Origin of the sequence: Lysinibacillus sp. 38-6, from assembly GCF_046245175.1 — a bacterium.
Lineage (GTDB): Bacteria > Bacillota > Bacilli > Bacillales_A > Planococcaceae > Lysinibacillus.
Genome location: NZ_CP176417.1, coordinates 676088 through 702787, shown reverse-complemented (window position 1 = coordinate 702787; position 26700 = coordinate 676088). Strand labels below are relative to the sequence as shown.

The window sequence follows — 26700 nt, the reverse complement described above, 5'->3', positions numbered from 1 at the left end:
TCAATGTGCCCAATTATGTTTTGTGTAATGTATACGTATACAATTTACATATTTTTCTCTTATACTCAAAAAAACACATACATATTAAAGGGAGATGACGAGAATGGCTGAATTAAAATTACAACATATTTTTAAAATCTACGATAAGAATGTTACGGCAGTAAAAGATTTCAATCTTGATATTGAGGATAAGGAATTTATTGTTTTTGTAGGTCCTTCTGGTTGTGGTAAATCAACAACATTACGTATGGTAGCAGGATTAGAAGAAATCTCACAAGGTGACTTAATCATCGATGGCAAACGTATGAATGATGTTGCGCCAAAAGATCGTGATATCGCCATGGTATTCCAAAACTACGCCCTATACCCACATATGAGCGTATTTGAAAATATGGCATTTGGCTTAAAGCTACGCAAATTACCAAAAGATGAAATTAATCGCCGTGTTAACGAAGCTGCACGCATCTTAGGGCTTGAAGAGTACTTAAATCGTAAACCGAAAGCACTTTCAGGTGGTCAACGTCAACGTGTGGCATTAGGACGTGCCATTGTGCGTGATGCAAAAGTCTTTTTAATGGATGAGCCTCTATCAAACTTGGATGCTAAACTTCGTGTACAAATGCGTGCTGAAATTACAAAACTTCATCAACGTTTACAAACAACGACAATCTACGTGACGCATGACCAAACAGAAGCTATGACGATGGCTACACGTCTCGTTGTCATGAAAGATGGCATTATCCAACAAGTAGGTGCACCGAAAGAAGTGTATGAGCAACCAAATAATGTTTTTGTCGGCGGCTTTATCGGCTCCCCTGCTATGAACTTCTTTACGGGTACACTTACAGATGGCAAATTCCACATTGGGAATACGTCCATTACTGTGCCTCAAGAAAGAATGAAAGACTTACTTGCGCAAGGCTACAACAATAAAGAAATTATTATGGGCATTCGTCCTGAAGATTTCCACGATGAACAAGCATTTATCGAATCATCTCCAGGCTCCAGAGTCGATGTAACAATTGAAGTAGCTGAATTAATGGGTGCAGAAATTATGCTCTATTCACAAATCGAAGGTCACCAATTTATTGCACGTGTAGATTCAAATGCCACTGCTAAGCCAGGCCAAGTATTGCCACTGGCATTAGATATGAACAAAGTCCACTTCTTCGATAAAGACACGGAGAATCGTATTATTCCTGGTAACAGTGCACATAACAAAGGCAACGAAGGCTCTGAAAAGTCAGTTGTTGTTGGCTAAGATGGTAACGAAGTTGGTGACTCCTACTCAAAACAGTACACAATGAAAGACGGAGGCACTCTGCGCATTAGCGAGGGTTACGGCTTACTGTGCTGAGCGGAAAACATCGCCACGGCGGATATCAACGGTAAATAAAAAGTGTTAGATTGACTCAATCAATCTAACACTTTTTGATTCAATCAATCTAACACTTTTTGATTCGTTGTACTCCATGATTCATATCCGGGTTTTTAATTTTTGAATTCTTTCAATTTCGTAGCTATATCTAGTCAAATCAAGTTCCTTTACAAGAACAGTAAAAAAGACTTCAGCACGATTTAAAAAGATACCTAATAGCATTTTTTGTTCAAATTCTAACACATGATCGTCGTTATCAAATAAAAATTGTACTTTTTTATTTTTTAATTGCTTTAATTGTATTTTAACTGGTTGATCAGGAAAATAACTTTTCCCAATGCCGTCCTCTAAGTAATCTTCAATCACATTGACAATATATCCCCATAGCTCAGGTAGATAGTCCCAATATCGAACACCTAAAATTTCTTTATTATAGCATTTAATCGATAACCCACCATCAAGTCTAAGAAGACCATCTTCTTCTATATATTTATTTTGCGTGTTATTGATAAAAGAAACAAATTCATCCCAATTATCGTTTATGCTTATCGTATATTTATCAGGATTGTTGACTGCATCTTCCAAATCGTCGATAATTCTTTTTACAACAAATTCATTAATTGTTACTACTTCCATCATATATTCACCTCACATTCGTTTTTGGGATATAGTTGTCTAATATGCCCATCTTTAATCCCTATTACGTATTTAACATCATCTACATTGTCTTCTACTTGGAACATACCATTTGTACCTTTTTTAGCTATAATCTCGTCAGGATACCCAAGTTCCGCTTTACAGTTACTGGATTATTTTGTAGGCTATCCATAATAGCACTAGCAAAAAGAATAGAAGAACAAACAACCCGATTTTTCCATAACATAATAAGAGGTGATATGTATGACGGACAAAGTAACTGCTTTTAAACAGGCTTTAGGTAATTATCCAACAGGTGTCACAGTTGTTACAGCTTATAATGAGGCGCATGAACCGATTGGCTTAACGGTTAATTCCTTTGCATCGGTGTCGATTGATCCGCTCCTAATCTTATGGTCGTTGGATAAAAAATCACAGCTGCACCCACTTTTCAGTAGTGCCGGAAAATTTGCCGTTAATATTTTAGCAAATGAACAGTCGCATTTATGTACGGTATTTTCAAGTAAAATCGCTGACCGATTTGCCCAAGTTCAATGGTCTCCTTCCGCACATGGGTTACCGATCCTGCATGATACATTAGCTACCCTGCAATGCGAAACCTATAACAAGATTGATGCAGGTGACCATACGATTTTCATAGGTCATGTACTAGCAATCGATAATGCCCAAAAGGAACCATTGCTCTATCATCGTAGACATATTGGGCAAATTCCACCGAGTTTTTACGAATAATAAGCAATAGGTATTTCAAAAATCACTTTTGAGATACCTATTTTTTATAAAATTACATACTATCGTAGCTGGAAAAGGAGTGAAACGACTGTAATGCGCTATTTTAAAAATATGCTTGTCCTTCTATTATTCGTTTTCATCATGGCAGGTTGCACCCCTTTTGAACGACAAAAAATCGAAGTTCAAAAAATCAACGAAGAAGGAAATTATGAAGATTTTAAAGAAATCACCCGTTCGAAAAATGTAAAGCGGGTGAAAAAAATATTGCATAATGCCGACTGGGAGCAAGTAAAAGTTGATATGGAACGCCCCCCTGACTATCAATTTATCTTTCAATTTATCAATCCTAAAATTGAAGCTAAAGCTATACTTTATTCCGTTTGGATAAGTCCAAACAACAACACATTAGAAGTAGTGCAAGGAGACCAGCAATACGTTCATTTAGACGAAAAAGATGCTAGCATTTTGTTTGAAGTATTAACTGACAGTAATTTAGCCGATGTAAAATAACGCTTAAGACCACCTTAATGGGTTGATTTAAGGTGGTCTTAGCTTTTCTCCCTGCCGCTAGGGCTTTACTTTTTCTGTGGAAATCTTTGCTTCTCAAGTCGATTAATTTGTACAATCACACCATCTTGAATAGTAATTTGTACTTCACCAAACTCTAAATTTTGAATGGCCTTCGCTATTACTTCTAATTTCTTATCATCAATCTTTGATAATTGAGACATACGATACACCCCTTCTTTTGGCATACTTTTTGAATAGAAAAGAGATCCATACTTCCAGATGAACTGACAGACCCTTACTCTTAGAAAACTAGCAGTCAATCACTAAGCTTGCCGAGATATCAATAGAGCCTAGTCTTTTCACCCCTCACGATAAGCGTAATACGTTTCTTGCAAATAATTCTATAATTCAGAAAACCCATTGTCAATATAAATATTACAAAACCTAGTTGAATACTTTGAAATTAAGAAAAAAGCTTTATTCTCACGCCATTATTTTAGGAAAACTCCTTCTATCGACACTACTACCCAAACCATTTGAACTGCATACTCTCTTTACTCTTATACATACTTTTACACAGCACAAATTATGAATAACAAAAAAAGCTGTGCAGAATGGTATCTTCTACACAGCATGTCGTTATGCGTTTTGTAAGAAATTGATCAACATTTTTGCCGTTTCTTGTTTGCCAATTACTTGTATCGGTTCACCATGTGCTGGTACAATCCAATGTGGCTCTTGTCCACCGTAAAGTGATTGTGAGCTATTAGCAACCATCCATTGTGCGTTCGCTGTTTCCATACGAAGGCGTGCACGGGACAATAAAAATTGCTCATCATCCGTCGCTTCTAGTTTAAATCCGACTAACGTGACATTCGGTTGCCACCCTTTAATTTGACCTAATACTTTTGGTGCTTTTTTAAAATGAATAACAGGCGGCTCGTCCGACGGCATCTTCCCTGTTTCCTCCATCAAGTTACCCGATTGGTCATAGACCTTATCGATAACCCAATCAGAACCTGCCGCTGCCATAATGACAATATCCACTTGTTCATTTTGGACTGCATGGCGAACCTTGTCGCCTAAATCTTCAATTCCTTCAAAGCGAATTGTACGCATTTTGTCTTGATTTACCGGCAATTGCGCAAAATAGCCGTGCATATAAAGAACGTTCGCACCTGCGGCTAGAGCTGCTTCAGCCAAATAACAGCCCATTGACCCCTTCGATAAATTCGTATGCCCGCGCACACGATCCCATTTTTCAAGTGTTCCCCCACTTGTAATGAGTACGGTTTTTCCTTGTAATGTCCCCACTCACACTCACCTTTTCTATTCAAGCTATCATGAAATAATAAGTATTCTACAAGTACTATTTTAACGTAAAAAGCGAAAATAACCTATTTCTTATTTTGTTCTTTTAACCATGTCCTTAAAATTTCCGCGAACTTCTTGGTCACGGGTGATGCTTGATGTTTCATTGCTAGTCCTATCGTACGATATCCACCTTGCTTTAACGGGATGGCCTTTAGTGAAGAAGGCAATCGATTAATGACTAAACGCGGTAAAATCGAAATACCTAAATGGTGAGAAATCATGGAGATAATTCCAACCTCCTCTGACAGTTCAAATCGTATATTCGGTTTAACATGGTATTGCTCTAAAATAACCCTTACATCATTTGTCCCTCGATACGATGTCATAATAAATGGCCTATCTTCAAGTTCAGTAATGTCAATTTCTGTTCGATTATAGAGCTCGCTTTGATTGGAGACGATACATAATAGCGGATCTTGTACTAATTCAATAAATTGAAATTGCGCCGATTTTTGACCATTTAAAAAGCCTGCATCCACTTCCCCGCTTTGCAGCCATTGTTCAATTTCATAATAATCGCCTTCTCGCAACTCTACTTGAATACCCGGAAACTGGTTGTCCATAATACCGATAATTTCAGGCATCCAGTTGGATGAAATACTAGAAATAACACCGATGCGTAATTTCCCTCGGGTTACCCCAAGAATATGTGCCGCTTCTTGTTGTAATAATTCATCTGCGTCGAGCACATTTCGCATCGCCCGCAGCATTGTTTGCCCCTCGCTCGTTAACGTCACACCTGTTCGACTTCGATGAATAAGGGCAAATCCACATTCTTTTTCTAAGCTCGAAACAGCATGACTCACGGCCGATTGTGTTAAACCAAGCGCATCCGCTGCTTTTGTAAAGCTCGAAACTTCAGCCACTTTATTCAAAATCTCATATTTAACTAAACTCATGCCCATTCCCTCTTTATGTATGAATTTTTTTAATATTAATCATTATAAACATTCGTTTTACTAATCACAATCCAAGATATATAGTAATTTTTAGTATAAAACTGTTTTAGTACACAGATAGAAGGTGCAAAATGAGTAATCAAGGAAAAGCAAATTTATTAATGGTCATTGTCACAATGTTTTGGGGATTGTCTTATACGTTTATGGTAATGGGACTGGAAACATTGGCTGTATATAACGTGGTTGCATTACGCTGTATTATCGCATTTTTTGTAGCTGGCATACTTTTTTACAAACGTATGATAAAAGTCGATTTTAAAACATTATCATACGCAGCTATTCAAGGTTTGTTGTTATTCATTGTGTTTGCACTTAGCTTATTGGGATTAGAGACAACTTCCGTTTCCAATGCAGGCTTTATTTTAAGTCTTACAGTCGTCCTAGTGCCTATATTCAGTAGCTTTATCGACAAAAAATTACCCTCAAAGGCAGTAAGTTTTGCTATTGTATGTACGATGATTGGTATTACTGTATTAACTGTTCAACATTCTTTTTCGTTCCAAACAGGCGATATTTTAGTCGCAATCGCGGCACTATGTTATTCCATTTATTTGCTGTTAAACGGGAAATTTACTCGTAGTGTCGAATCCATTTCCTATGGTATTTACCAACTCGGTTTTGCTGGCTTGTATGCCCTTGTTTTAACATTGCTTTTTGAAACACCTACACTCCCGAATTCCACTACTTCTTGGATTGCGATTTTAGGGCTAGGCATTATCTGTAGTGCATTTTGCTTTGTTGGGCAAACTGTTGCACAACAGTACACTTCTGCTACACATACAGGGCTAATTTTCTCTTTAGAGCCGATTTTTGCGGCAATGTTTGCCATGATGTTTATCGGCGAAGGGCTAACAGTAAAACTAGTTATTGGCGGAAGTTTTATATTAATTGGAAATCTTGTTGCACAATTAGAGCATTTACATATTTTAAAATTTATGAGAAAACACGAACAGGAAAAAGTGATGCATTAAGTTTGCACATGGCGTTTGAAATAAAAGAAAAAGTGAAATGGCGTAATGGCCATTTCACTTTTTTCATTGCTCATTAAAATTATAAATATCTTCTCATTTGTTCAGCATCATTTAAACGCTCTTCTGCTTTTAGACGTTCCTCACGTTGTTCTGGTGTTTCATTCACAATCGATTCAGGTGGTGTTGCTCGTGTATCGAATGGATCAAGTTGAGTGCGTTTCGAATCAGCAATTAGCGTGGACGTACTAGGATTGACATTATGCTCAGCATATAAGACAATGGCACCTTCCTCCACAAGTTGAGCGTAGTAAGCTGTTTGACCTTCTGTAAGATCAAAACGTTTTAACCCTTCCGTAACAGCCGTTTCACCTGTAAACCAAGATTTTATTTGGTCAAACCAATTACCTGCCTCATGTGTTTTCACATCAACATTCGATTTTACATCATCAATTTCGTGTGCTTCTTTCGAAATAATATAAATTTCATCTGTGTCATAACCTTCCATGCGCATACATTTTAAAATATGAAACATCTCTTCTCTCGTATGGGCAACTTCAATTTTTGGGTTTTGTTCATTCATCATGTTCAATTCCTCCTAATTTGTAAGGCTTACTATGTATGTACCCCGCTCCTTTCTCCAAAAACCTCTTTTATCTATCCTTTATTGAACTGTAATAATTGTTACATCATTTTGCCTTCTGTTGCCTTTTTGACATAATGCTTTTGAATAGAGATAAAAAAGCACTTAGCGTTGTGTGTGAAACGCCAAGTGCTTCCATTTATTATATTATGCAGATTTTTTATCAAGAAAGGCTTTTAACATCCAAGTATGTTTTTCAAGAGATTGGTACATCGCATTTAGTAAATCTTCTGTACGATCATCTCCTTCTTCTGCGGCTAACTGCATTGCATTATTAATAGCTTTCATCTGTTTTTCAAAGTCTGAAATAGTAGTCGCTACCATTTCATCTGCTGTTTCTTTCCCTGTTGCTTCATCTACATGTGATAGTTCGAGATACTCTTTTAACGTGGCAACTGGCTCTCCACCTTTAGACAGTATACGCTCTGCCGTATCATCGAAATTCAATGTAACCTCATTATATAATTCTTCAAATTTTGCATGGAGTGTAAAAAAGGCATTACCGGTTACATACCAATGATAGTTATGTAGTTTCGTATACAGTACTGACCAAGTTGCTACTAGTTTATTCAATTCCTTGTTTAAATCTTGTGGCATAATTACCCCTCCAATTAATGTTTTTTATAGGTTTTAGTATGCAATAAAACACCGAACCCTGTCAAGTAGACTCGATAAATAAAATAAAAAATCAAACTAAAAAATCTCTCTCCTTAATCTATGACAGTTAATATATTCCACTAACGTTCTTTATTGTACAATGGAATAAAACCGATCCAACATAGGAGACTTTATGATGATTACATTACACGAATTGGCCAATCATGATATGGAAAATTTATATGCATTTGAGCTTGAAAACCGGGCATATTTTGAAAAATGGTACCTAGTCGTGGCGAGGATTATTATGATTTTCCTATTTTTAAAAAGAAAAACAGTATGCTACTTGATGAACAAGCGCAGAAGCTATCCTATTTCTATTTAATTAAAAATGAACTCGACCATATCGTTGGACGTCTCAATTTAACCGATATCGATAAAAAACTACAGCTAGGTCATGTCGGTTATCGAGTGGGCGAAAAACATATTGGTCAAGGCATTGCCAATAAAGCGTTACAGTTATTATTAGCGAGAGTGAGCAATCTAGGCATACGACAAATTGCTGCGAAGACGACAACAAACAATATAGCCTCACAAAAAGTATTAGAGAAAAATGGCTTCACCTACACCGGCACAAGTAGTGAGGAGTTTACCATGCATGGACAAAATGTGAAGTTTGTTTATTATCGATGGAGCGATGTATAGGCAATTAATGTTTATCGAGTAGGGTTCAAAATGTTCCCTTTTAATTAGTAAACCACCGATCAATTTTATTTGACCGGTGGCTACTGTTTTTATGTTTTCATTGAATGAATAAAATTACTCTATATCAAATTTATCTACCCGTGACACTATACGGAATATGTTTAATAAACTTCCCTAAGTCAATCTTAAAATAACTTTCAATATCTTCTTTAATTTTTTTCTCTAAAGCTAAAAATTCATTAACAATATAATCTAAGTCAAAAACATTATAAACGCTAGATTTTGCCCAAATTGATTTTACCCGAGCTTTGTTAGAAAAAGGTATCAATGAAAGGATAGCTCCATCTTCATAATTATCATACTCTATTGAATAATAATGAAATGGGAGTACCTCATTTTCTTTGATTCTTCCTTTCCACTCATACAACGACTTATAAAATTCTAGAATAGCTAGTTCTTCTTCAAAATATAATGCTCCATTTATTCGAATTTTAAAAATAGCCTCGACGCCCAAAATTATCGGAACATCCCTTTTATTTTTATTAGAAATGTATTCAGATTCACCTAAAAATATTAGTTCGAAATTAATTTTAGTATTAACACACACTTACCATCCTCTTACCATCCCTCACCAGTTTTTAAACGCCATTTATAGGTCAATTTTCAATAAAAAACTCAAAGAGCTATTTATTCTAGCATTTTGAGCTTTACATTTTGCTGATATTTTTTAAACTTTATCATAACTATTCATCAATTAATAAATTTTCAGTAGAACCTTTTTGGGTAGCCTCCTTCTGTAAGCGCACAAGCTTCATCAACCGGTAAACCCGTTTATGATTAAATTTTTTATTGTATTTATTGTTTAGATGGTGCGTCATTTTACGATAGCCATAGTTTACTTGCCCCTGTTCATATAGCTCGCTTATTTCTTTTAAAATCTCGTCATTTTCCTGTTGTCTTGTCGTTAGTGTCCGCTGTGTCCATTTATAGTAAGCAGAGCGTGCAATGCCTGCATATTCACATAGTAGGGAGATGGAATAGTTATCGTTGTGATGCAATGCTTGAATGGCCATATATTTATATTTATCTAGGACATGCTTCTCCTCCTCTCGAGCTCCTCTAGCTTTTTTAATAACGCATTTTCTGTACGTAGCCGTTCATTTTCACGTTCTAGTTGTTTGATTTCCATTTTGAATTGCTCTGTCGTTGATCGCTCTTGTTCTTCTTTATTGCGACCACGTTTATCTTGCAGCGACGCCTCGTCACCAGCTTGATATTTTTTAACCCATTGATAAACTTGTTGGTAGGATACTTGATGGGTATCTGCTGTTAGTTGATAGTTATTGTCGTTCTGTAAACAATAGTGAACGATTTGAATTCGTTCATCGAAAGTTGTTTTTCTTCCCTTTGGCATATGGTGGGCTGTCCTTTCGGCATATCCGTCATTTTTATACTATTATAATTGTTAAGGCAATGAATAGAAATGTAAATATAAAAAGCCCCCTTATTTTATTGAGGGGGCTTTGCTTACTTAGTTTTTATCGCTATTCAATTGTTCCGCTTCTTCCTCACGCTCTTCAGCTATTAACCGATTTTCACGCTGCTGAGGTGTCTCAGCATTATCTATCGTATCAATAAATGGCTCTGGCGCTGTCACACGCGGTTCAAGCGGATTATGACGATAGCGATTTTCATCTTGGTCAATGGCAATCGTTACACGAGCATCTGTTTCTCGCTCAGCAAACACGACAATCGCACCATGCTCTACAAGCTGCGCATAATAAGCCGTTTGCCCTTCACTTAAATGAAAACGTTTGATGCCTTCCTTAACGGCAGATTCACCCGTAAACCATGATTTAAATTGATCTACCCAATTACCTGCCTCATGGGTTTTCACATCAGTATCCCATTTAATGTCTTCAAATGGCGTAGCGTCTTTTGCAATAATATGAATATCACTTGTATGAAAACCTTGACCATGCATTTTTGTTAAAATATCGAGCATTTCCTCTTTCGAGTGTGCCACTTCAATATGTGGATTTTGTTCGTTCATGCTATCTATGTCCTCCTAATGTTAATGGCTCACTCAATACACATCGTATCAGAGGAATTGCCTTTACCGTTGTTCTTCATGTTCGTTTTGATGTTACTTATTCAGGAATGCTTTTAACATCCAAGTATGTTTTTCAAGAGATTGATACATCGCATTTAACATATCTTCTGTGCGATCATCGCCCTCTTGGGCCGCTAGCTCCATTGTAGAATTTGTAGCTTCCATTAATTTTTGGAAGTCTGAGATTGTAGATGCGACCATTTCATCTGTCGTTTCTTTACCTGTTGCTTCTTCAATATAAGAAAGCTCTAAATGTTCTTTTAATGTGGCTACAGGTTTACCTTCTTTTGAAAGAATACGCTCCGCAATTTCATCTAAATTTAATGTTGTTTCATTATATAACTCTTCAAATTTTTCATGCAACGTGAAAAAGGAGCTGCCCGTTACATACCAGTGGTAGTTATGCAATTTTGTATATAATACGGACCATGTTGCTACTAGCTTATTCAGTTCTTGATTTAATTTTTGTGTCATAATATCTCCTCCAATAATACTTCATACTAGCCTTTAGTATTGGTTACTTTGTGCATTGGCTATACCTCTTATTTACCCGACTAACACATTTTTAAACATTAAAAAATGAAGAACATGAACATTTTTTCATAAAAAATGTACTATTACTATTGCAAATATTATCTTTAAAATTATTTCACTTTTCGAAATAGTTTCGTTATAATGGAATCACTTACGTTAAAAGGGGTGTTCTTACATGGAAGTATTACCATTACGCAAAGATGTTGCAGTGGAAGAAACATGGAATTTACAAGATTTACTTGAAAATGATGCTGATTTTGAACCTGCTTTAGCTCAGTTTGTTAAGGAAGCAGCAAAATTTGAAAGCACATATAAAGGTACTATTTCCGATGCACAAAAAGTCATTGAGGTACTGACAGCTTTTGAGGCATTACAAGTTGGCATTGTCCCTCTTGGCACTTATGCTAGTTTAAATATTCAGGCTGATCGCACAGATGATGTTGCGCAAATGCGTGCAGCAAAATTTAGTACGGCAGTTGGTAAAATTAGCAGCTCGATTGCATTTGTTCATAGTGAATTGCTTGCTTTAGATGAAGCGATTTTAGAGGAAGCAGCAGCATCTAGCCCTCTCTATCAACGCTATATAACAGAGCTATTAAAACAAAAACCACATCAACTACATCCTGAAGTCGAAAAAGCGCTTGCTGCCTTGAGCTCTACGTTTGATGCTCCTTATGAAATTTATAACACAACAAAGCTCGTTGATATGCATTTTGGCGAGTTTGAAGCCAATGGCAAAAAGCACCCGCTTAGTTATGTGTTATTTGAAAATGATTGGGAACTGGAAACTGATACAGCGACTCGTCGTGCTGCATTCGATGCATTTTCTAGCAAACTGCGTGAGTATCAACAGACAACAGCCAAAGTGTACAACACACATATTCAACAAGAAAAAACAATCGCAGACTTACGTGGTTTCGATTCTGTTATTGACTATTTATTATTTGACCAAGATGTAGATCGTTCGCTATATAATCGTCAAATTGACTTGATTACAAAAGAGCTTGCCCCACATATGCGCCGTTATGCAAAGCTTGTGCAAAAAGCGCATGGCTTAGAAGAAATGACGTTTGCTGATTTAAAAATAGCGCTCGATCCAAGCTATGATCCAAAATTAACAATGGCTGAAGCAAAAGATTATGTCGAAAAATCATTATCCGTAATGGGCAAAGATTACGAGCAAATGATTGAACGTGCGTTCAACGATCGTTGGATTGACTATGCACCGAATAAAGGCAAATCTACAGGTGCATTTTGCTCAAGCCCATATGGCACTCATCCCTACATTTTAATGTCATGGAATGAACGTATGAATGAAGTATTTACGCTTATTCACGAGCTTGGACACGCAGGACATTTTGTCAATGCCCATGCACATCAATCTTATTTAAATAGTCGTCCATCCCTATACTTTATTGAGGCGCCATCGACAATGAATGAAATGTTGCTAGCAAACTATTTATTGACTCATAACGATGATAAACGCTTTAAACGTTGGGTTATTTCTAATATCGTAGCGAAAACGTATTATCATAACTTCGTTACACATTTATTAGAAGCAGCCTATCAGCGCAAAGTGTATGAATTAGTAGACGCAGGCGAATCAGTTAATGCCACTGTGTTAAATGATTTAAAACGTACAGTTTTAGAAGATTTCTGGGGCGACACTGTCACTATTTCAGAAGGCGCTGAGCTAACTTGGATGCGTCAGCCTCATTATTACATGGGCTTGTATCCATACACATATAGTGCCGGCTTAACGATTTCTACCCAAGTATCACAACGTATTTTAAAAGAAGGCGATTCTGCTGTAGAAGAATGGCTAAAAGTATTACAAGCAGGTGGCACAAAATCACCTGTTGAATTAGCTCAAATGGCAGGCGTGGACGTTACAACAGATCAACCGCTACGAGAGACCATCGCTTATATCGGTCATTTAATTGATGAGCTTGAAAGACTAACAGCAGAAATGGAAGCTTAATAGTTTTATCGTTACCATCTACGTTCTAGTGCGTAGATGGTTTTCATTTTTTAGTTCTACGCGGTGAAACTCATACATATACTAGAATCAGGGCTCGTCCCAACAACTTTTTTGATATTTCAAAATAGATAATCATTTTTCTTCGTACAAAAGTACCGTTATTATTAAGAGTACGCAATTTATTTAGCAAAAATCCACTAACAATTTTCAAAGGAAGTGTTTCTAATTATGGTAAAACGTAATGATCCATGCCCATGCGGTAGCGGCAAAAAATACAAAAAATGTTGTGAAGGTAAACAGCAAGTTACAGTGGAAGCTGTAGCAATCGAAGAACTAGAGCGTGTACTGCAAACATTTTATCTAGAATATCCAGAACGCAAAGATGTTCGTGCTTATATCGAACATGTTGGCACATGGCAGCCTAAATTAGAGAGCGTACTACAACGTGAGCTGATCGAAGCGATTGCGTTAGACGACTTCTTCTTCCATCAAGAGCCATCTATTTGGAAAGGTTATTTAAAGAAAACGAAGAAAAAGACGGTGAGACCTTCTACGTTAAAAGTGCTAGAAGGCTGGTCACAACCAACATTATTTATCGGTACAGTGACTGTTGTTGAGGAAAAATATTTTAAAGCGCGTCATGTATTATCTAATGAAGAAATTTATATTCGTCGCGAAAATGATAAGCCAATTCCTGAGGGCATGCATGTCTTTGCGTTCATCCTTCCTGATGGCACGAAGCAAGAAGCACATTATTTGGCGGTGTCTACACTTATATTCTTCCCACAAGACCACGAAAAGGTATTTGTGAAACTACAAGAAAACTTTGCAGCTTCTAACAAGAAAGTACAAACATTCTTAAAAGAAGATCATCTTTCATTCTGGGAGCTTCTTGTATCGAATGGCTACAAAGGTGAAGAATTCACTAGCTTCGAGAACGGTGTAATTGCACAAGTGAAAGAATTCCTTGAGCAAAATGAGCGTGAAACAGCGCCAATGCTTGAATTATTGGAAGATTACTTAATCGAAGGACAACCATCTGCACGTAAAGAAGCAGCAATCGCAGCAGGTGCCATTCGTTACGGTCAGGAAAAAGAGCTATTTGAATCGCTTTCTTTAACAGTGAAAGAAATTGCAGCGACTTTCGATATTTCTCCATCCTCTTTAACAAAATACTATCAAGACTTAAGCCAATACGCTGAAACAAAATAATAAATAGAAAAAGTGTTAGATTGATTGCATTCAATCTAACACTTTTTTGCTATGGTGGTACTTTCACCAGTTTAGTGGCGATTCACACGAGTTTACTGGCGATTCATTGGTTTCTATCAGCGATTTCTCTTGGTTTACCCGCGATTCATGAACTTCTATCAGCGGTTTACACTATAAATAGAAAAAAGCTACGTTTGTTATCTGCATTGCAGAACAACAAGGTAGCTTTTTCTATGGTAACCAACCAATTGTATTATTTCCGAACATATAGTTATTTATGCAAGAAAAGCACAAAATATGATTAGTTTATGCATAAAAATTTCTTACGGAGTATTTTTGTAAGAGTTCAGACGAAAAGTGCCTTATTTGCTATATACTTTCATTAGCTCTTCCCCTAAAAATTGCAGTCGCTCTCCCACTGTACATGCCTCAATACAAAAACGATGGGCTCCTTGTTTCCCACGTTCTTTCCGCAGTTGCTTAATGACTAAGCAATCAGCACAGTACATATCATGTAGTTCATCAATATCTTTCATTACCATTACTTTATCCATTAAGAACATTCGCCCCTTTCACGTCCAAATTTCATGTCTTTCTATTATGAGGTGAACATTGTGTACAAGCAACTATTTTGTTCATCCTTATTTAACAAAAACTGTTTCATTCTTTTGGAGGTTGTCAAACAGCACGATTGCTGTACAATAATATGGAAGTCTAATCGCAAAGTAGGGATTTTCATGTTAGAGGTCTATATCGATGCGGCAAGTGCAGGCAATCCTGGTCCTAGTGGCATTGGCATTTTTATTAAAGGAGAAGGCCATCACGTACAAATTAGTGAATACATCGGCCATACAAATAATCATATTGCCGAATTCACCGCCTTAGTGCGCGGTCTAGAGGAAGCACAAAAGCTTGGCACAAATCTTGTCTCCGTCCGTTCCGATTCAAAAGTGGTCGTTGCATCTATAGAAAAAGAATATGTCAAAAACGAAGAATTTAAACCTTTTCTTGAGCAAGCATTAAAACTGGCAAGCAACTTTGATTTATTTTTCATCAAATGGATTCCAGATGGGCAAAATAAAGCAGCAGATGCATTAGCACGCAACGCCATTCAAAAAGAAAAAAATTAGAAACAATATTGTGGGGACTGCTCGCTAAACACAAGCAATCCCCTATTCGCTTAATTTTAGTTCATTGTATGTTTCTAAAAGCCCTTGATAAGAACTTTCTTCAGAAAACCAAAGTTTTTCATTGTTACAAAACTCCACAAATTTAAAAAATTCCTTTTTCAGCTCTTCTTGAAAAGGTTTAATCGGTACAAGAAAACACTGGTAACGATCAAGTTGAATTTCATAATATTGCCCATTTTCTTGAATTGTAGTATCGATATATGGATAATTATCCAAAAAAATTATATGATGATTGCTTCCATCATATCTACTTTCTAAAAGATAACTAAAAGTACTCCACGTATCTAATAAACATTCCGTTATTTGCTCTTCACCAAAAATCACCACATCATTATAAATTAAGCTGACAAAGCCACATAAATAATCACCTTCGTTTTCTTCTAAAATCTTCTGTGCTTTTTCTACCGCTAAAGGATTGGTAATCGGATAGCTTTCAATTTTATAAACAGGAGCAGTTATATCTTCTTCCCCTATAAATGTTTCAATCTTTAGTTTATTCATACAAAACACCTCACTTCTTTGAAAATGAGTCATATATTAAAGGTTAAATTGGTGACTGCTCGATAACTTCAAGCAGTCACCAGTTTATAAATTAGCCTTCTAATATTTATCTATCTTCATGTTGAAGTAATTCATCATATGTTTCTAAAATTCCCCGATATAAACTGTCTTCGGCGAACTGTAGTTTTTCATTTTTACAAAACTCCACAAATTTCAAAAATTCTTTCTTCACTTCTTTTTTAAATGGCTCTTTAGGCAATAGATAGCGCTGAGAACTATCAAGTTGAATTTCATAAAATTGATCAATTTCTTGAATTGTAGTATCAGTAAAAGGATAATTATCTAAAAAAACAATCCTATGGCTTCTTCCATCATAATGACTATCAAAAATATAGATTAAATCACACCAAGTATCTAATAAACTTTCGGTTATTTGCTCTTCGCCAAAAATAACCACATCATTATAAATCAGACTCACAAAGCCACATAAGTAATCACCTTCATTTTCTTCTAAAATCTTCTGTGCCTTTTCCAAAGCTAATGGATTGGTAATAGAAAAACTTTCGATTTTATAAACAGGAGCAGTTATATCTTCTTCCCCTATAAATGTTTCGATTTTTAGTTTATTCATACGACACCTCACACTTATGAGTAATCCAAAAAACATTGTGGGGACTACTCGCAGACAAGTAGTCTCCCTTCTATATTTTAAATTTTGGCCAACTAATTTTTTTCCTCTTCATATTGAATTAATTCTTCGTATGTTTCTAAAAGTCCACGATAAGAACTCTCCTTGGAAAACTGTAGTTTTTCATTTTTACAAAATTCCACAAATTTAAAAAATTCCTTTTTCACTTCATTTTTAAAAAGTTCGATAGGAACTAGAAAGCGTTGGTGACAATCTAGTTGTATTTCATAAAACTCACCAACTTCTTGAATTACCGTATCATTATAGAAAGCATTATCTAAAAAAACAATTCCATGATTTCTTCCGTCATAGTATTTATTAAAAATATAAATTAAATCACTCCACGTTTCTAATAAACTTTCCGTTATTTGCTCTTCACCAAAAATCACCACATCATTATAAATCAAACTGACAAAGCCACATAAGTAATCACCTTCATTTTCTTCCAAAATACCCTTTGCTATATCAACAGCTAATGGATTATGAATAGAATAGCTTTCAATTTTACATTCTGGAAAAGCATTTAAATCTTCTTGTACAATAAATGTTTCAATCTTAAGATTGTTCATACGACACCTCACATTTATGAGTACTCCAATAGAAATACAATGTGGAGACTGCTTGAATTTATCAAGCAGTCTCCTCTCTATAATTTTGCCGTCTAAATTTATATATCTTCAAGTTGAAGTAATTTTACATATGTCTCTAAAAGCCCCCGATAAGAACTATCTTCGGAAAACTGTAGTTTTTCATTTTTACAAAACTCCACAAATTTTAAAAATTCTTTCTTCACTTCTTTTTTGAATGGCTCTATAGGCAATAGATAGCGCTGAGAACTATCAAGTTGAATTTCATAATACTGACCAATTTCTTGTATTGTAGTATCGGTAAAAGGATAATTATCTAAAAAAACAATCCTATGGCTTCTTCCATCATAATGACTATCAAAAATATAGATTAAATCACACCACGTATCTAATAAATCTTCCGTTATTTGCTCTTTACCAAAAATCACCACATCATTATAAATTAAGCTGACAAAGCCACATAAATAATCACCTTCGTTTTCTTCTAAAATCTTCTGTGCTTTTTCTACCGCTAAAGGATTGGTAATCGGGTAGCTTTCAATTTTATAAACAGGAGCATATATATCTTCTTCCCCTATAAACGTTTCGATCTTTAGTTTATTCATACAAAACACCTCACTTCTTTGAAAATGAGTCATATATTAAAGGTTAAATTGGGGACTGCTCGATAACTTCAAGCAGTCTCCAGTTTATAAATTAGCCTTCTAATATTTATCTATCTTCATGTTGAAGTAATTCATCATATGTTTCTATAATTCCCCGATATAAACTGTCTTCGGCGAACTGTAGTTTTTCATTTTTACAAAACTCTACAAATTTTAAAAATTCTTTCTTCACTTCTTTTTTGAATTGCTCTTTAGGCAACAGATAGCGTCGAGAACTATCAAGTTGAATTTCATAAAATTGATCAATTTCTTGAATTGTAGTGTAGTAATAGGGATAATTATCTAAAAAATTTATCTCCTCTTTGCTCCCATCATATCTACTATCTAAAATATTACTTAAACTACTCCACGTATCTAATAAGCTTTCTGTTATTTGCTCTTCGCCAAAAATAACCATATCATTATAAATCAAACTGACAAAGCCACATAAGTAATCACCTTCATTTTCTTCTAAAATCTTCTGTGCCTTTTCCAAAGCTAATGGATTGGTAATAGAAAAACTTTCGATTTTATAAACAGGAGCAGTTATATCTTCTTCCCCTATAAATGTTTCGATTTTTAGTTTATTCATACGACACCTCACACTTATGAGTAATCCAAAAAACATTGTGGGGACTACTCGCAGACAAGTAGTCTCCCTTCTATATTTTAAATTTTGGCCAACTAATTTTTTTATAGGGATGATTATCTAGAAAAACAATCCTGTGTCTGCTTCCGTCATAATGACTATTAAAAATATAAATTAAATCCCACCACGTATCTAATAAACTTTCCGTTATTTGTTCTTCTCCAAAAATCATCACACCATTATAAATCAAAGAAACAAAGCCACATAAATAATCACCCTCATTTTCTTCTAAAATCTTCTGTGCCTTTTCAATTGCTAAAGGATTAGAAATAGGATAACTTTCAATCACTAAATCTGGAAAAGCATTTAGATTTTCTTCGCCTATAAATGTTTCGATCTTTAGAGTATCCATACTAAACACCATTCTTTCTATTTATTTCCCAACAGGGTATGCAGAACTTACGTGCCCATACTTATTAATTGCAACTTTATATTCAACTCCATTTACTTTAGCAAACACATTTATCTCTTTTACATCTATTAATCGTCTAGATATCGCAGATTTATTATTATTAATTACCGTAGTGACAATATTTTTAATATCATTTACAGATAAATCTGGATCAAAAAACGTCTTTTTCTCATTTCCAGTCCAATAATTCGGATGATGTCTTTCTAAAATATGTCTCATTTTAGCTTTCGTAAAGTAAACCTTTTTACCACCGCCTACATCCAAAGTGATATCTGTAAAGTTGGCTACAGCTTTCTTCGCTGCATCTTTTGACTTGCTGTAAAATGAGCGTTTGCCAATTTGCAGGATTTTTTTAGTACCGATTTTTTTTATTGTATATTGAATAATCGCACTACCGATTCTGTATACAAGGGCATGTATAATCGATGCTTCTAATCTTGCAGGATTGCTTTCATACGTTTCCTGCGTTTCTAAATCCGTAAAGATTGTACTATAATAGTCTTCTTCCAGTTGTTGCATCGTCACACGATAATTGTTTTGCTCGACTATACCTTTTTCTTCGATAACACTATCGATTAAAATTTCTTCGCTTTCACTATCAAACTTGATGTCTAAATCAGCTTTCAAATCCTCGGACTCAAAAGTTGTTTGGACCAGTAATTCGTTATCGTATATTTCAATATTCTGAATATTTATCGTACTATCATCTGAATATATAAGATTTTTATTTAATTCATCGTATAGTTCTTGTTGGTATTCTTCAATATTTACGTCATGTATATCATCTATGGAAACCATCACAATAGGCTCATCAGCCACTACAATATCTTCCTGTGCCGCAATCAAATGGGGCCCAATATTTGCAAATAGCAACCCTGCAATAATAATAGATATGAAGTGTTTTTTCCATTTCATCGTTTCATTTCCCCTTTATTATTGTATAAATAATGTACCTTTGCCATATTCAGCTTCATGCCAAAAATCTTTTGTCACAGTATATTGTTGTAAGAAAGCGTTAAAATTTTCTTTTGACTCAACCTCCTTATATGTTTCTTTCAACTGAATAAATAGAATTGTTGCATAGGCAGCTGCAAAAGAGGTTCCTGTAAAGACAGATGCTTGACCATGATGATTAATACTTTGTACATTCTCCCCGTTAAAAACATAATCAATTTTTCCAATAGCTGAAAAAGAGGAGCGTTTATTTTGTTCATTAATGGAACCAATGGATAGTACACCATCCAATTTTGCTGGATAGTCGGTTGCTAAACCATATGTATTGCCCGCTGCGGCGACAATGGTAATCCCTTGTTCTAATGCTTTGTTAATAATAGATTCTAATTGTGCATTTGGCGTTTGAAAGCCAAAACTAATATTAATGAAGTCAACCTTTTTATCTATACACCAATTAATGGCTTCTATTAAATGGTCAATTGAACCATTGCCTTTTTCATCTAACAGTTTAATATCATATATTTTTAGTCTCTTACTAATTGGAGCTTTTTCTTTACCTACAATAATTCCCGCAACTGGCGTACCATGATTAAAATCATCAACAATCTTTTCTGCAGGATGAATGAGATTGACTTCTTCAAATACGACGCCTTGAAAGAAATCTAACTCTTTAGTAATACCACTATCCAGTACAGCTACTTTTATGTAGTGGTTGTCACTTTTTATTGCCAATTGTCCAAGGGTCAAATAACAAAGGAAAAAAATAATCAGTGACAAAAAGACACCCAATTTTTTATTGATAGCGTTCACCACCTTGCTATGTAGTTGTTAAAATTAATTCCAACATGGATGGGCTCTCTAAAGATAGTTAATCTGTAGGGTTTTTCGTAGTGAAGTGATGGTCATGTTGGAAAATTAAAATAGATTTAGATAAAATCCTTTTTAGTTCTCTACAAGACAAAATGAAGTTTTCAAGAGAAGATTTTTTAAGATTATTCTAAAATCTCACTATAAAGAGTGTCAATAAATTTAATGTAGATTTCCATGCAAATTTTTCGTAATGGCGATTGCTATTAGTTTCGTGGCGTTTCTTAAGGGTTTCGTGGCCTTTTCTATGGTTTTCATGGCGATTTCCGAGGGTTTCGTGGCGTTAGCTGAAGTTTTACTGGCGATTTCCATGGGTTTACAGGTGATTCTAGAAGGTGTAAGCCAGAAAATCTACAAAAGGAATGAAGTTTACTTTTAATACCCTACATTTAGTTAAATATTTACTGAGGCAGCAGAAGTGTTTGCCAAAAGGCAAAAAGGCAATAGGTATACCCTTGATGCATTTTACTTTCATTCAGTTGATTGGAGCGGAGGGCGACGACTCCTGCGGGAAAGCACATAACGTAAGACGCAACAAACCGCGCGTAGCGAGGGTTGCGGCTTACGTGTGTGCCCGCGGAAAACGTCCGCCCGTAGCGCAAATCAACGGCAGTAGGCATAAATAAAAAAAAGCCATCTCAAAGGAGACAGCTTCTATCTTATTTTAAATTCCTTTGTAAAAAGGCTTTTGTCCGCTCGTGCTTCGGATTTGTAAAGAACGCTTCTGGATGGTTTGCTTCGATGATGTCGCCGCCATCCATAAAGACGACTTTGTTGGCGACTTCGCGTGCAAAGCCCATTTCGTGTGTCACAACGATCATTGTCATTTGATCTTCTGCTAAATCTTTCATCACTTTTAATACTTCACCTGTCAGTTCTGGATCAAGGGCTGAAGTCGGCTCATCAAATAATAAAATTTGAGGGTTCATCATAAGTGCCCGTGCGATCGCGACGCGTTGTTTTTGACCGCCCGATAAATTCGCTGGATAAGCTTGTGCTTTGTCAGCAAGACCAATTTTTTGTAGTAGATCCTGACAGCGACGGCTAATGGCTTCAGCTGATTCTATTTTCAATAAGCCTGGCGCTATTTCAAGATTTTGCTGTACAGTTAAATGTGGGAATAGGTTAAAGTGCTGAAATACCATTCCCATTTTTGCCGTAATTTTTTTACTATCCTGTTGCTTGGCATATACGCCGTCTCGGACTAAATAGTCACCATCGACAGAAATGCTTCCCCCATTAATTTCTTCTAAATGAATTAAGCTTCGTAGCATAGTACTTTTACCAGATCCCGAAGGACCAATAACCGCTACGACATCGTTTTTCTCTATGTTAAATGTAATTGTCTTTAGCACCTCTAACGCGCCAAAGGATTTCTTCAAATTCGATACTTCAAGCAGTGCCATTTGTGTCACCTCTATTCAAATTTAAAACGTTTTTCAAGCCACTTAAAGAATATTGTTAAGACGAGCGTCATCACTAAATAGATAATACCTGCAATAAAGAACGGCACAATAGTAAAATCACGGTTGACAGCTGTTTGTGCAAAATGCAGTAATTCAGGTACTGCGACAGCGTAAAGAAGTGCTGTGTCCTTAATTAAAGTGACCGATTCATTCGATAAAGCCGGTAATGCTACGCGAAACATTTGTGGCAAAATAATGCGTGTCGTCGTTTGCCATTTTGATAAACCTAATACTTGTGCCGCTTCATATTGACCTTTATCAATCGCTAATAAGCCACCACGGAAAATTTCAGCAAAATAGGCAGCGTAATTTAAAATAAAGCCAAGACATGCAGCAACGAAGCGATCAAGCACCATATATTCACCGATTACTGGTACCATCGGCAATCCGAAGCAGATTAATAACAATTGTAGCAACAGCGGTGTGCCACGCATGACATAAATATACGTATGCGCAAACCAAGACAATGGTTTGATACGACTCTTTGCAGCTAATGTAAGTAAGAAACCAAGTGGAATTGATGCAACAATGGCGATAATGAACAGCAGCACCGTCATTTTTGCGCCATCGAGCATCGGCAAAATCATTGTTTGCCAGTAATCCGCCATAACTATTTTCCCTCCAAAAAGATAAGAGTTTCACGAGGAAACTCTTGTCGGATAACATTCAAATATTTTGTACTAATAAAGAGATCCCTTTATTTCAATACTTTATCTTCACCGAACCATTTCGTAGAAATTTCAGCTGATGTACCATCTTCATTCATTTTATCTAAAGCGGCTTGAAGTTTTTCTAATAAAGCTTCGTTTCCTGGTTTAACACCAATACCATATTGCTCTGGAGCTAATGATTCATCTAATAGTTTGAATGTTTCAGGCTCTTGTGTCATGTAATATTCTGCCACAACAGCATCAATAATGACTGCATCTAAGCGACCTGTTTTTAAATCGGTTAAAGCTAACACATTATCTGCAAACTCTGTCACATTTTTCACTTCTTTGTGGATTGGGTTGGCATTCAGTGCTTCCGCAGCAGAAGATTGTGCTTGTAGACCAACTTCTTTTCCTGCTAAATCGTTAAGTGTGTTAATCGGTGATTTTTTTAATGTAATAACTGCTTGCGAATTTTCCAAATAAGGCTTTGTAAATAATACCTTTTCTTTGCGCTCATCTGTAATGGTATAACCGTTCCAAATTAAGTCGATACGACCGCTTATTAATTCAGCTTCTTTTGTTTTCCAATCGATTGGTTGAAATTCTACTTCCATGCCCATATGTTCGGCAGCAGCCCGTGCTAAGTCGATATCAAAGCCTACGATTTCGTTTTTATCATCACGGAATCCTAATGGCGCAAACTTGTCATCGATTCCGATTATCACTTTATCTGTTGTTTTAGATGAATCTGTCGAACTATCAGTAGCACTCGACTTGTCTCCAGAATTACCACATGCTGCTAGAGCAAGTATCGCTGTCAGCATGAAAAGTAATGTAAAAATGCGCTTCATGATTAAATATCCCCTTACGTATTATATTAATTGCGATATAGCAGTAACACTTTCTCTTGCTAAACTACTAATGTGTTAAAGGATATCAAAGTGGCGTATTGTTGTCAATATCTTAATTGAATTATTAGAATATTAGATTTGAGTTTGATTTAAAAAACAGTTCAACCAGAATGCTCCGGTTGAACTGTTTAAATGTCTATATTATCTATGCTGTTGTTTTAACCATTCAATGGCTACATTTGCATGTAAAGCAGCTCCATATTTAAACATGTCCTCATTTTGGCGCATACGTGGGTTGTGCACTGGAGCCTCGCCTTCTTTACCTGTCCCTAACACAACAAATGCAGAAGGTACTTCTTGGGAAATGTAAGAAAAGTCTTCTGAACCACCGAGATATCCGTTATCCACCACATTGTCGGCACCTACTACATGTTCTAAAAACGGTGTAATGGCCTCAATAAATTGTGGATTATTATAGGTTGTTGGCGTATGGAATTCTATCGTACTGTATTGTCCGCGCCATGCTTTTACAGTATGGTCAATCATCTCTGTGATGCGTTGACATAAATGATCGCGCGTTTGTTGGTCATAGCTACGCATATTGCCTTGTAAAACGGCTTTGTCTGGAATAATATTTGTCGCCGTACCACCGCTCATGGCACCTACAGAAAATGTCACACTATGATTTGGATCTGCTTCTCGTGTCATTAATAGATTTAAACTTGTATATAGTTGATTCATAATCATATTTGCATCAATTGTTTTATGTGGCTGTGAGCTATGACCACCATTGCCTTGAATATTCACAATATACGTATCCATCGCTTGCGTTAACGTCCCTTTATGGACAGATAATGTGCCAGCTTGTTGATCAGGCATAATGTGAATCCCAAAAGCAGCATCTACTTTAGGGTTTTGTAGCAAACCATCATCAATCATTAGTTTGGAGCCGTAGCCCCACTCTTCCCCAGGTTGGAACAATAATTTTACTGTTCCTTGCAATTCCGCTTCACGGTCCTTTAAAATTTGAGCAGCTCCTAATAGCATCGCTACATGAGAGTCATGACCACACGCGTGCATCACACCAGGATTTTTTGATGTAAAATCACAGTCTACTTCTTCATCGATTGGTAGCGCATCCATATCTGCTCGCAGCAAAATACAAGGAGCCCCTTGTCCAATGGTAGCGACTACACCCGTACATTGAGCCTGTGAACCAAAACCTGCTATTTCATATTTTTTTTGAATGTCAGGAGGTACGATCCCACATTGTTTATGGGTGATACCCATTTCATCCAATCGTTGTTGAATATATTTTTGTGTATTAGGCAGCTCAAAGCCAATTTCCGGATATTGGTGTAAATAGCGGCGATCTTTAATAATTTGTTCTTCATATTTCTTTGAATGTTCTAAAATATTCATCCTGTAAAATCCCCTTTATTATTTAGAATGGTCCTAATCCCATATAGTGAGCAATTAATATTAAAACAAATGCTGCGAAATGTAGTAATAAGAACAGTTTCACTGAAAACTTCACCCACGCCGCATAACTAACATTCGACATACCAAGCGCTGCCATTAGCCCGCCTGATGTCGGCCATAAATAATTGGTAAAGCCATCACCAAATTGATAAACGACTACCATGACTTGTTGATTAATCCCTAATATTTTCCCTAAAGGACCCATAATAGGCATTAAAATAATTGCCTTGCCACTTCCTGAAACAACGAAGAAGTTGAAGAAAATAACAACGATGAAAAGTATTAATAATGTAATAATTGTGCCCGTATTACTTAGGACATTCGATAAAGAATGCACCGCTGTATCAATGATTTGGGCTTGCGTCATTAATATCATGACTGAACGGGCAAAGCCGATTGCTAAACCTGTAGGCAATAGTCTCGCCGCCCCGACTCCAAATGTTTCAGCAGCTTCGCTCGGATTAAGTTTTAAAATCATGACTAAGAAGATTGCATAAATCGCATAGACAGCAGATAGTTCAGGCATGGCCCATCCTAGTTTAATCGCACCGAATGCACTCCCTACTAATACCACAACTAAACCTAGTAATGCTAACTTTCGAGATAGCGTCAATTCTTCCTCTTCATACTCTGCTGTTTTCGAATTTTCTAGTTCCTCTAAATATTCATCAGCTACAATACTTTTACTAGGATCCGCCTTCGTTTTATTGGCATAGCGTAAAATATAGATGATGGAAATCAGAATAAAGACGATTAACGCAACGATACGAAATGCTAGTCCAGAATAAATCGGTAAACCGACGATTGTTTGACTTACCCCTGTCGTATAGAAATTAACAACGCCTGCAGTAAAACCAATGGCTAAACCGACAGTCGGGATGGCGAAAGCCGTAATTCGGTCATACCCTAAACCCATTACGACAGCCATCGCTAGCGGAATAAATGGGATACCCCCTTCGCCAAAACCGATTGTTCCTAAGACCGAGAACAATACGAGCAAAGAGACGATAATAAGCTTTTCTTTCCCTGCGGCAACGCTTAATAATTTATGGATACCAGCAGCAATGGCACCAGACTTTTCAAGAATAAATAACGCTCCACTTGCAAATAGCAACATCACAATGATATCTGCTGATTGCACAACCCCATTATGTAAAGCGGTGAAAAAATCCATAAATCCGATTGGCTTCGCTTGCTCCACGTACGCAAATTTCTCTGTATTGAGTTCCGTTATGCCCGTATCCGGATTGACGTTCCGTTCGTACTCTCCACTTGGTACTATCCATGATAGTAACACGACGAGTAGCATAACGAGCATAAACATAATGTAAACATGTGGGAAATTAATGCCCTTTTGTTTTTGCTTTGATGACATGTGAAATCCTCCAAATCC

General features: G+C 36.3%; 32 protein-coding genes and 1 pseudogene. 8 read left to right on the top strand and 25 right to left on the bottom strand.

All coding sequences use genetic code 11. The features are described from left to right. The first annotated feature begins 103 nt into the window (after positions 1-103). Complete coding sequence (locus ACKVEV_RS03695; RefSeq protein WP_409369053.1) at positions 104-1261, top strand: ABC transporter ATP-binding protein; 1158 nt, start codon at positions 104-106, stop codon at positions 1259-1261. Positions 1262-1477: 216 nt separating this feature from the next. Here ACKVEV_RS03695 and ACKVEV_RS03690 read toward each other — a convergent pair whose 3' ends face one another. Then, positions 1478-2017: a hypothetical protein gene (locus ACKVEV_RS03690; protein ID WP_409369052.1), complete on the bottom strand. Its 540-nt coding sequence runs from the start codon at positions 2015-2017 to the stop codon at positions 1478-1480. 261 nt (positions 2018-2278) lie between these two features. On the opposite strand from ACKVEV_RS03690, the gene ACKVEV_RS03685 reads away from it, so the two are divergent. Beyond that, a complete protein-coding gene (locus tag ACKVEV_RS03685) occupies positions 2279-2767 on the top strand; it encodes a flavin reductase family protein (RefSeq protein WP_409369051.1) in 489 nt (162 codons plus the stop codon). A 93-nt stretch (positions 2768-2860) separates the two neighbouring features. Continuing rightward, on the top strand, positions 2861-3277 hold the full coding sequence (locus ACKVEV_RS03680; protein ID WP_409369049.1) for a hypothetical protein: 417 nt from the start codon (positions 2861-2863) through the stop codon (positions 3275-3277). A 65-nt stretch (positions 3278-3342) separates the two neighbouring features. Here ACKVEV_RS03680 and ACKVEV_RS03675 read toward each other — a convergent pair whose 3' ends face one another. The 3 genes from ACKVEV_RS03675 to ACKVEV_RS03665 form a co-directional block, all read right to left on the bottom strand. Beyond that, on the bottom strand, positions 3343-3498 hold the full coding sequence (locus ACKVEV_RS03675) for a YezD family protein (RefSeq protein WP_080653350.1): 156 nt from the start codon (positions 3496-3498) through the stop codon (positions 3343-3345). A 418-nt stretch (positions 3499-3916) separates the two neighbouring features. Further along, a complete protein-coding gene (locus ACKVEV_RS03670) occupies positions 3917-4591 on the bottom strand; it encodes a phosphopantothenoylcysteine decarboxylase (protein WP_409369047.1) in 675 nt (224 codons plus the stop codon). Between the two features lie 83 nt (positions 4592-4674). Continuing rightward, positions 4675-5550 carry a LysR family transcriptional regulator gene (locus tag ACKVEV_RS03665; RefSeq protein WP_409369046.1) on the bottom strand — a complete coding sequence of 292 codons (876 nt, stop codon included), beginning with the start codon at positions 5548-5550 and terminating at the stop codon, positions 4675-4677. A 131-nt stretch (positions 5551-5681) separates the two neighbouring features. Here ACKVEV_RS03665 and ACKVEV_RS03660 point away from each other — a divergent pair, with 131 nt between their 5' ends. Beyond that, positions 5682-6581 carry a DMT family transporter gene (locus ACKVEV_RS03660; protein ID WP_409369045.1) on the top strand — a complete coding sequence of 300 codons (900 nt, stop codon included), beginning with the start codon at positions 5682-5684 and terminating at the stop codon, positions 6579-6581. Between the two features lie 79 nt (positions 6582-6660). On the opposite strand, the gene ACKVEV_RS03655 is transcribed toward ACKVEV_RS03660, so the two are convergent. Both ACKVEV_RS03655 and ACKVEV_RS03650 read right to left on the bottom strand, forming a co-directional pair. Continuing rightward, on the bottom strand, positions 6661-7164 hold the full coding sequence (locus ACKVEV_RS03655) for a general stress protein (RefSeq protein WP_409369044.1): 504 nt from the start codon (positions 7162-7164) through the stop codon (positions 6661-6663). A gap of 204 nt (positions 7165-7368) precedes the next feature. Continuing rightward, positions 7369-7818 (bottom strand): Dps family protein, encoded by a 450-nt coding sequence (locus ACKVEV_RS03650; RefSeq protein ID WP_409369043.1) that lies wholly within the window; start codon positions 7816-7818, stop codon positions 7369-7371. 193 nt (positions 7819-8011) lie between these two features. Between ACKVEV_RS03650 and ACKVEV_RS03645 the strand changes: the two are divergent. Next, a pseudogene (locus ACKVEV_RS03645) lies at positions 8012-8523 on the top strand (GNAT family N-acetyltransferase). A 130-nt stretch (positions 8524-8653) separates the two neighbouring features. Here the strand turns inward: ACKVEV_RS03645 and ACKVEV_RS03640 are convergent. From ACKVEV_RS03640 to ACKVEV_RS03620, 5 genes are all read right to left on the bottom strand, one after another. Next, positions 8654-9130 (bottom strand): hypothetical protein, encoded by a 477-nt coding sequence (locus tag ACKVEV_RS03640; protein ID WP_409369042.1) that lies wholly within the window; start codon positions 9128-9130, stop codon positions 8654-8656. A gap of 136 nt (positions 9131-9266) precedes the next feature. Continuing rightward, positions 9267-9596, bottom strand: coding sequence for an IS3 family transposase (locus ACKVEV_RS03635; RefSeq protein ID WP_409369041.1), 330 nt, complete (start codon positions 9594-9596; stop codon positions 9267-9269). A gap of 14 nt (positions 9597-9610) precedes the next feature. Beyond that, entirely contained in the window at positions 9611-9937 is a 327-nt protein-coding gene (locus ACKVEV_RS03630; protein ID WP_409369040.1) for a transposase, read from the bottom strand. 117 nt (positions 9938-10054) lie between these two features. After that, the gene (locus ACKVEV_RS03625; protein ID WP_409369039.1) at positions 10055-10576 is read right to left on the bottom strand and encodes a general stress protein; all 522 of its coding nucleotides are present in this window, start codon (positions 10574-10576) and stop codon (positions 10055-10057) included. Between the two features lie 93 nt (positions 10577-10669). Next, a complete protein-coding gene (locus tag ACKVEV_RS03620; protein ID WP_409369038.1) occupies positions 10670-11110 on the bottom strand; it encodes a Dps family protein in 441 nt (146 codons plus the stop codon). A 235-nt stretch (positions 11111-11345) separates the two neighbouring features. On the opposite strand from ACKVEV_RS03620, the gene pepF reads away from it, so the two are divergent. Together pepF and ACKVEV_RS03610 are read left to right on the top strand one after the other, a co-directional pair. Beyond that, complete coding sequence (gene pepF / locus ACKVEV_RS03615) at positions 11346-13151, top strand: oligoendopeptidase F (RefSeq protein WP_409369037.1); 1806 nt, start codon at positions 11346-11348, stop codon at positions 13149-13151. A 228-nt stretch (positions 13152-13379) separates the two neighbouring features. Then, positions 13380-14363 (top strand): SEC-C domain-containing protein, encoded by a 984-nt coding sequence (locus ACKVEV_RS03610; RefSeq protein ID WP_409369036.1) that lies wholly within the window; start codon positions 13380-13382, stop codon positions 14361-14363. A 362-nt stretch (positions 14364-14725) separates the two neighbouring features. Here the strand turns inward: ACKVEV_RS03610 and ACKVEV_RS03605 are convergent, their stop codons facing one another. Next, a complete protein-coding gene (locus ACKVEV_RS03605) occupies positions 14726-14917 on the bottom strand; it encodes a zinc-finger domain-containing protein (protein ID WP_231786000.1) in 192 nt (63 codons plus the stop codon). Between the two features lie 183 nt (positions 14918-15100). Here ACKVEV_RS03605 and ACKVEV_RS03600 point away from each other — a divergent pair, with 183 nt between their 5' ends. Continuing rightward, positions 15101-15493, top strand: a complete 393-nt coding sequence (locus ACKVEV_RS03600; protein ID WP_409369035.1) for a ribonuclease HI family protein — start codon at positions 15101-15103, stop codon at positions 15491-15493. Between the two features lie 42 nt (positions 15494-15535). On the opposite strand, the gene ACKVEV_RS03595 is transcribed toward ACKVEV_RS03600, so the two are convergent. The 13 genes from ACKVEV_RS03595 to ACKVEV_RS03535 all read right to left on the bottom strand — a co-directional run bounded on the left by ACKVEV_RS03595 (position 15536) and on the right by ACKVEV_RS03535 (position 26682). Further along, complete coding sequence (locus ACKVEV_RS03595) at positions 15536-16054, bottom strand: hypothetical protein (RefSeq protein ID WP_409369034.1); 519 nt, start codon at positions 16052-16054, stop codon at positions 15536-15538. Between the two features lie 106 nt (positions 16055-16160). Beyond that, on the bottom strand, positions 16161-16685 hold the full coding sequence (locus ACKVEV_RS03590; RefSeq protein ID WP_409369033.1) for a hypothetical protein: 525 nt from the start codon (positions 16683-16685) through the stop codon (positions 16161-16163). Positions 16686-16777: 92 nt separating this feature from the next. Then, complete coding sequence (locus tag ACKVEV_RS03585) at positions 16778-17311, bottom strand: hypothetical protein (protein ID WP_409369031.1); 534 nt, start codon at positions 17309-17311, stop codon at positions 16778-16780. Positions 17312-17409: 98 nt separating this feature from the next. Continuing rightward, positions 17410-17934 carry a hypothetical protein gene (locus tag ACKVEV_RS03580; protein ID WP_409369030.1) on the bottom strand — a complete coding sequence of 175 codons (525 nt, stop codon included), beginning with the start codon at positions 17932-17934 and terminating at the stop codon, positions 17410-17412. Positions 17935-18040: 106 nt separating this feature from the next. Next, positions 18041-18565: a hypothetical protein gene (locus ACKVEV_RS03575; RefSeq protein WP_409369029.1), complete on the bottom strand. Its 525-nt coding sequence runs from the start codon at positions 18563-18565 to the stop codon at positions 18041-18043. Between the two features lie 70 nt (positions 18566-18635). Beyond that, complete coding sequence (locus ACKVEV_RS03570; protein ID WP_409369028.1) at positions 18636-18974, bottom strand: hypothetical protein; 339 nt, start codon at positions 18972-18974, stop codon at positions 18636-18638. Between the two features lie 21 nt (positions 18975-18995). Further along, on the bottom strand, positions 18996-19949 hold the full coding sequence (locus ACKVEV_RS03565; protein ID WP_409369027.1) for an SAR2788 family putative toxin: 954 nt from the start codon (positions 19947-19949) through the stop codon (positions 18996-18998). A gap of 18 nt (positions 19950-19967) precedes the next feature. Next, entirely contained in the window at positions 19968-20765 is a 798-nt protein-coding gene (locus tag ACKVEV_RS03560; RefSeq protein WP_409369026.1) for a S8 family peptidase, read from the bottom strand. A 749-nt stretch (positions 20766-21514) separates the two neighbouring features. Continuing rightward, positions 21515-22261 carry an amino acid ABC transporter ATP-binding protein gene (locus tag ACKVEV_RS03555; RefSeq protein WP_409369025.1) on the bottom strand — a complete coding sequence of 249 codons (747 nt, stop codon included), beginning with the start codon at positions 22259-22261 and terminating at the stop codon, positions 21515-21517. Positions 22262-22272: 11 nt separating this feature from the next. After that, the gene (locus tag ACKVEV_RS03550) at positions 22273-22929 is read right to left on the bottom strand and encodes an amino acid ABC transporter permease (protein ID WP_409369024.1); all 657 of its coding nucleotides are present in this window, start codon (positions 22927-22929) and stop codon (positions 22273-22275) included. Between the two features lie 89 nt (positions 22930-23018). Next, on the bottom strand, positions 23019-23825 hold the full coding sequence (locus ACKVEV_RS03545; protein WP_409369023.1) for a transporter substrate-binding domain-containing protein: 807 nt from the start codon (positions 23823-23825) through the stop codon (positions 23019-23021). Positions 23826-24026: 201 nt separating this feature from the next. Next, positions 24027-25247, bottom strand: a complete 1221-nt coding sequence (locus tag ACKVEV_RS03540) for a M20 family metallopeptidase (protein WP_409369022.1) — start codon at positions 25245-25247, stop codon at positions 24027-24029. A 22-nt stretch (positions 25248-25269) separates the two neighbouring features. Then, on the bottom strand, positions 25270-26682 hold the full coding sequence (locus ACKVEV_RS03535) for a YfcC family protein (protein WP_409369021.1): 1413 nt from the start codon (positions 26680-26682) through the stop codon (positions 25270-25272). Positions 26683-26700 lie beyond the last annotated feature (18 nt).

Excerpts from the sequence above, each read along its gene's own strand:
- ACKVEV_RS03535 (WP_409369021.1), bottom strand. The coding sequence starts at position 26,682 with ATGTCATCAAAGCAAAAACAAAAGGGCATTAATTTCCCACATGTTTAC.
- ACKVEV_RS03570 (WP_409369028.1), bottom strand. The coding sequence starts at position 18,974 with ATGGATACTCTAAAGATCGAAACATTTATAGGCGAAGAAAATCTAAAT.
- ACKVEV_RS03545 (WP_409369023.1), bottom strand. The coding sequence starts at position 23,825 with ATGAAGCGCATTTTTACATTACTTTTCATGCTGACAGCGATACTTGCT.
- ACKVEV_RS03660 (WP_409369045.1), top strand. The coding sequence starts at position 5,682 with ATGAGTAATCAAGGAAAAGCAAATTTATTAATGGTCATTGTCACAATG.
- ACKVEV_RS03605 (WP_231786000.1), bottom strand. The coding sequence starts at position 14,917 with ATGGATAAAGTAATGGTAATGAAAGATATTGATGAACTACATGATATG.
- ACKVEV_RS03655 (WP_409369044.1), bottom strand. The coding sequence starts at position 7,164 with ATGATGAATGAACAAAACCCAAAAATTGAAGTTGCCCATACGAGAGAA.
- ACKVEV_RS03690 (WP_409369052.1), bottom strand. The coding sequence starts at position 2,017 with ATGATGGAAGTAGTAACAATTAATGAATTTGTTGTAAAAAGAATTATC.
- ACKVEV_RS03650 (WP_409369043.1), bottom strand. The coding sequence starts at position 7,818 with ATGCCACAAGATTTAAACAAGGAATTGAATAAACTAGTAGCAACTTGG.
- ACKVEV_RS03685 (WP_409369051.1), top strand. The coding sequence starts at position 2,279 with ATGACGGACAAAGTAACTGCTTTTAAACAGGCTTTAGGTAATTATCCA.
- ACKVEV_RS03550 (WP_409369024.1), bottom strand. The coding sequence starts at position 22,929 with ATGGCGGATTACTGGCAAACAATGATTTTGCCGATGCTCGATGGCGCA.
- ACKVEV_RS03680 (WP_409369049.1), top strand. The coding sequence starts at position 2,861 with ATGCGCTATTTTAAAAATATGCTTGTCCTTCTATTATTCGTTTTCATC.
- ACKVEV_RS03575 (WP_409369029.1), bottom strand. The coding sequence starts at position 18,565 with ATGAATAAACTAAAAATCGAAACATTTATAGGGGAAGAAGATATAACT.
- ACKVEV_RS03555 (WP_409369025.1), bottom strand. The coding sequence starts at position 22,261 with ATGGCACTGCTTGAAGTATCGAATTTGAAGAAATCCTTTGGCGCGTTA.
- ACKVEV_RS03635 (WP_409369041.1), bottom strand. The coding sequence starts at position 9,596 with ATGGCCATTCAAGCATTGCATCACAACGATAACTATTCCATCTCCCTA.
- ACKVEV_RS03585 (WP_409369031.1), bottom strand. The coding sequence starts at position 17,311 with ATGAACAATCTTAAGATTGAAACATTTATTGTACAAGAAGATTTAAAT.
- ACKVEV_RS03590 (WP_409369033.1), bottom strand. The coding sequence starts at position 16,685 with ATGAATAAACTAAAAATCGAAACATTTATAGGGGAAGAAGATATAACT.
- ACKVEV_RS03625 (WP_409369039.1), bottom strand. The coding sequence starts at position 10,576 with ATGAACGAACAAAATCCACATATTGAAGTGGCACACTCGAAAGAGGAA.
- ACKVEV_RS03580 (WP_409369030.1), bottom strand. The coding sequence starts at position 17,934 with ATGAATAAACTAAAGATCGAAACGTTTATAGGGGAAGAAGATATATAT.
- ACKVEV_RS03610 (WP_409369036.1), top strand. The coding sequence starts at position 13,380 with ATGGTAAAACGTAATGATCCATGCCCATGCGGTAGCGGCAAAAAATAC.
- ACKVEV_RS03620 (WP_409369038.1), bottom strand. The coding sequence starts at position 11,110 with ATGACACAAAAATTAAATCAAGAACTGAATAAGCTAGTAGCAACATGG.
- ACKVEV_RS03675 (WP_080653350.1), bottom strand. The coding sequence starts at position 3,498 with ATGTCTCAATTATCAAAGATTGATGATAAGAAATTAGAAGTAATAGCG.
- ACKVEV_RS03595 (WP_409369034.1), bottom strand. The coding sequence starts at position 16,054 with ATGAATAAACTAAAGATTGAAACATTTATAGGGGAAGAAGATATAACT.
- ACKVEV_RS03600 (WP_409369035.1), top strand. The coding sequence starts at position 15,101 with ATGTTAGAGGTCTATATCGATGCGGCAAGTGCAGGCAATCCTGGTCCT.
- ACKVEV_RS03630 (WP_409369040.1), bottom strand. The coding sequence starts at position 9,937 with ATGCCAAAGGGAAGAAAAACAACTTTCGATGAACGAATTCAAATCGTT.
- ACKVEV_RS03565 (WP_409369027.1), bottom strand. The coding sequence starts at position 19,949 with ATGAAATGGAAAAAACACTTCATATCTATTATTATTGCAGGGTTGCTA.
- ACKVEV_RS03695 (WP_409369053.1), top strand. The coding sequence starts at position 104 with ATGGCTGAATTAAAATTACAACATATTTTTAAAATCTACGATAAGAAT.
- ACKVEV_RS03540 (WP_409369022.1), bottom strand. The coding sequence starts at position 25,247 with ATGAATATTTTAGAACATTCAAAGAAATATGAAGAACAAATTATTAAA.
- pepF (WP_409369037.1), top strand. The coding sequence starts at position 11,346 with ATGGAAGTATTACCATTACGCAAAGATGTTGCAGTGGAAGAAACATGG.
- ACKVEV_RS03665 (WP_409369046.1), bottom strand. The coding sequence starts at position 5,550 with ATGAGTTTAGTTAAATATGAGATTTTGAATAAAGTGGCTGAAGTTTCG.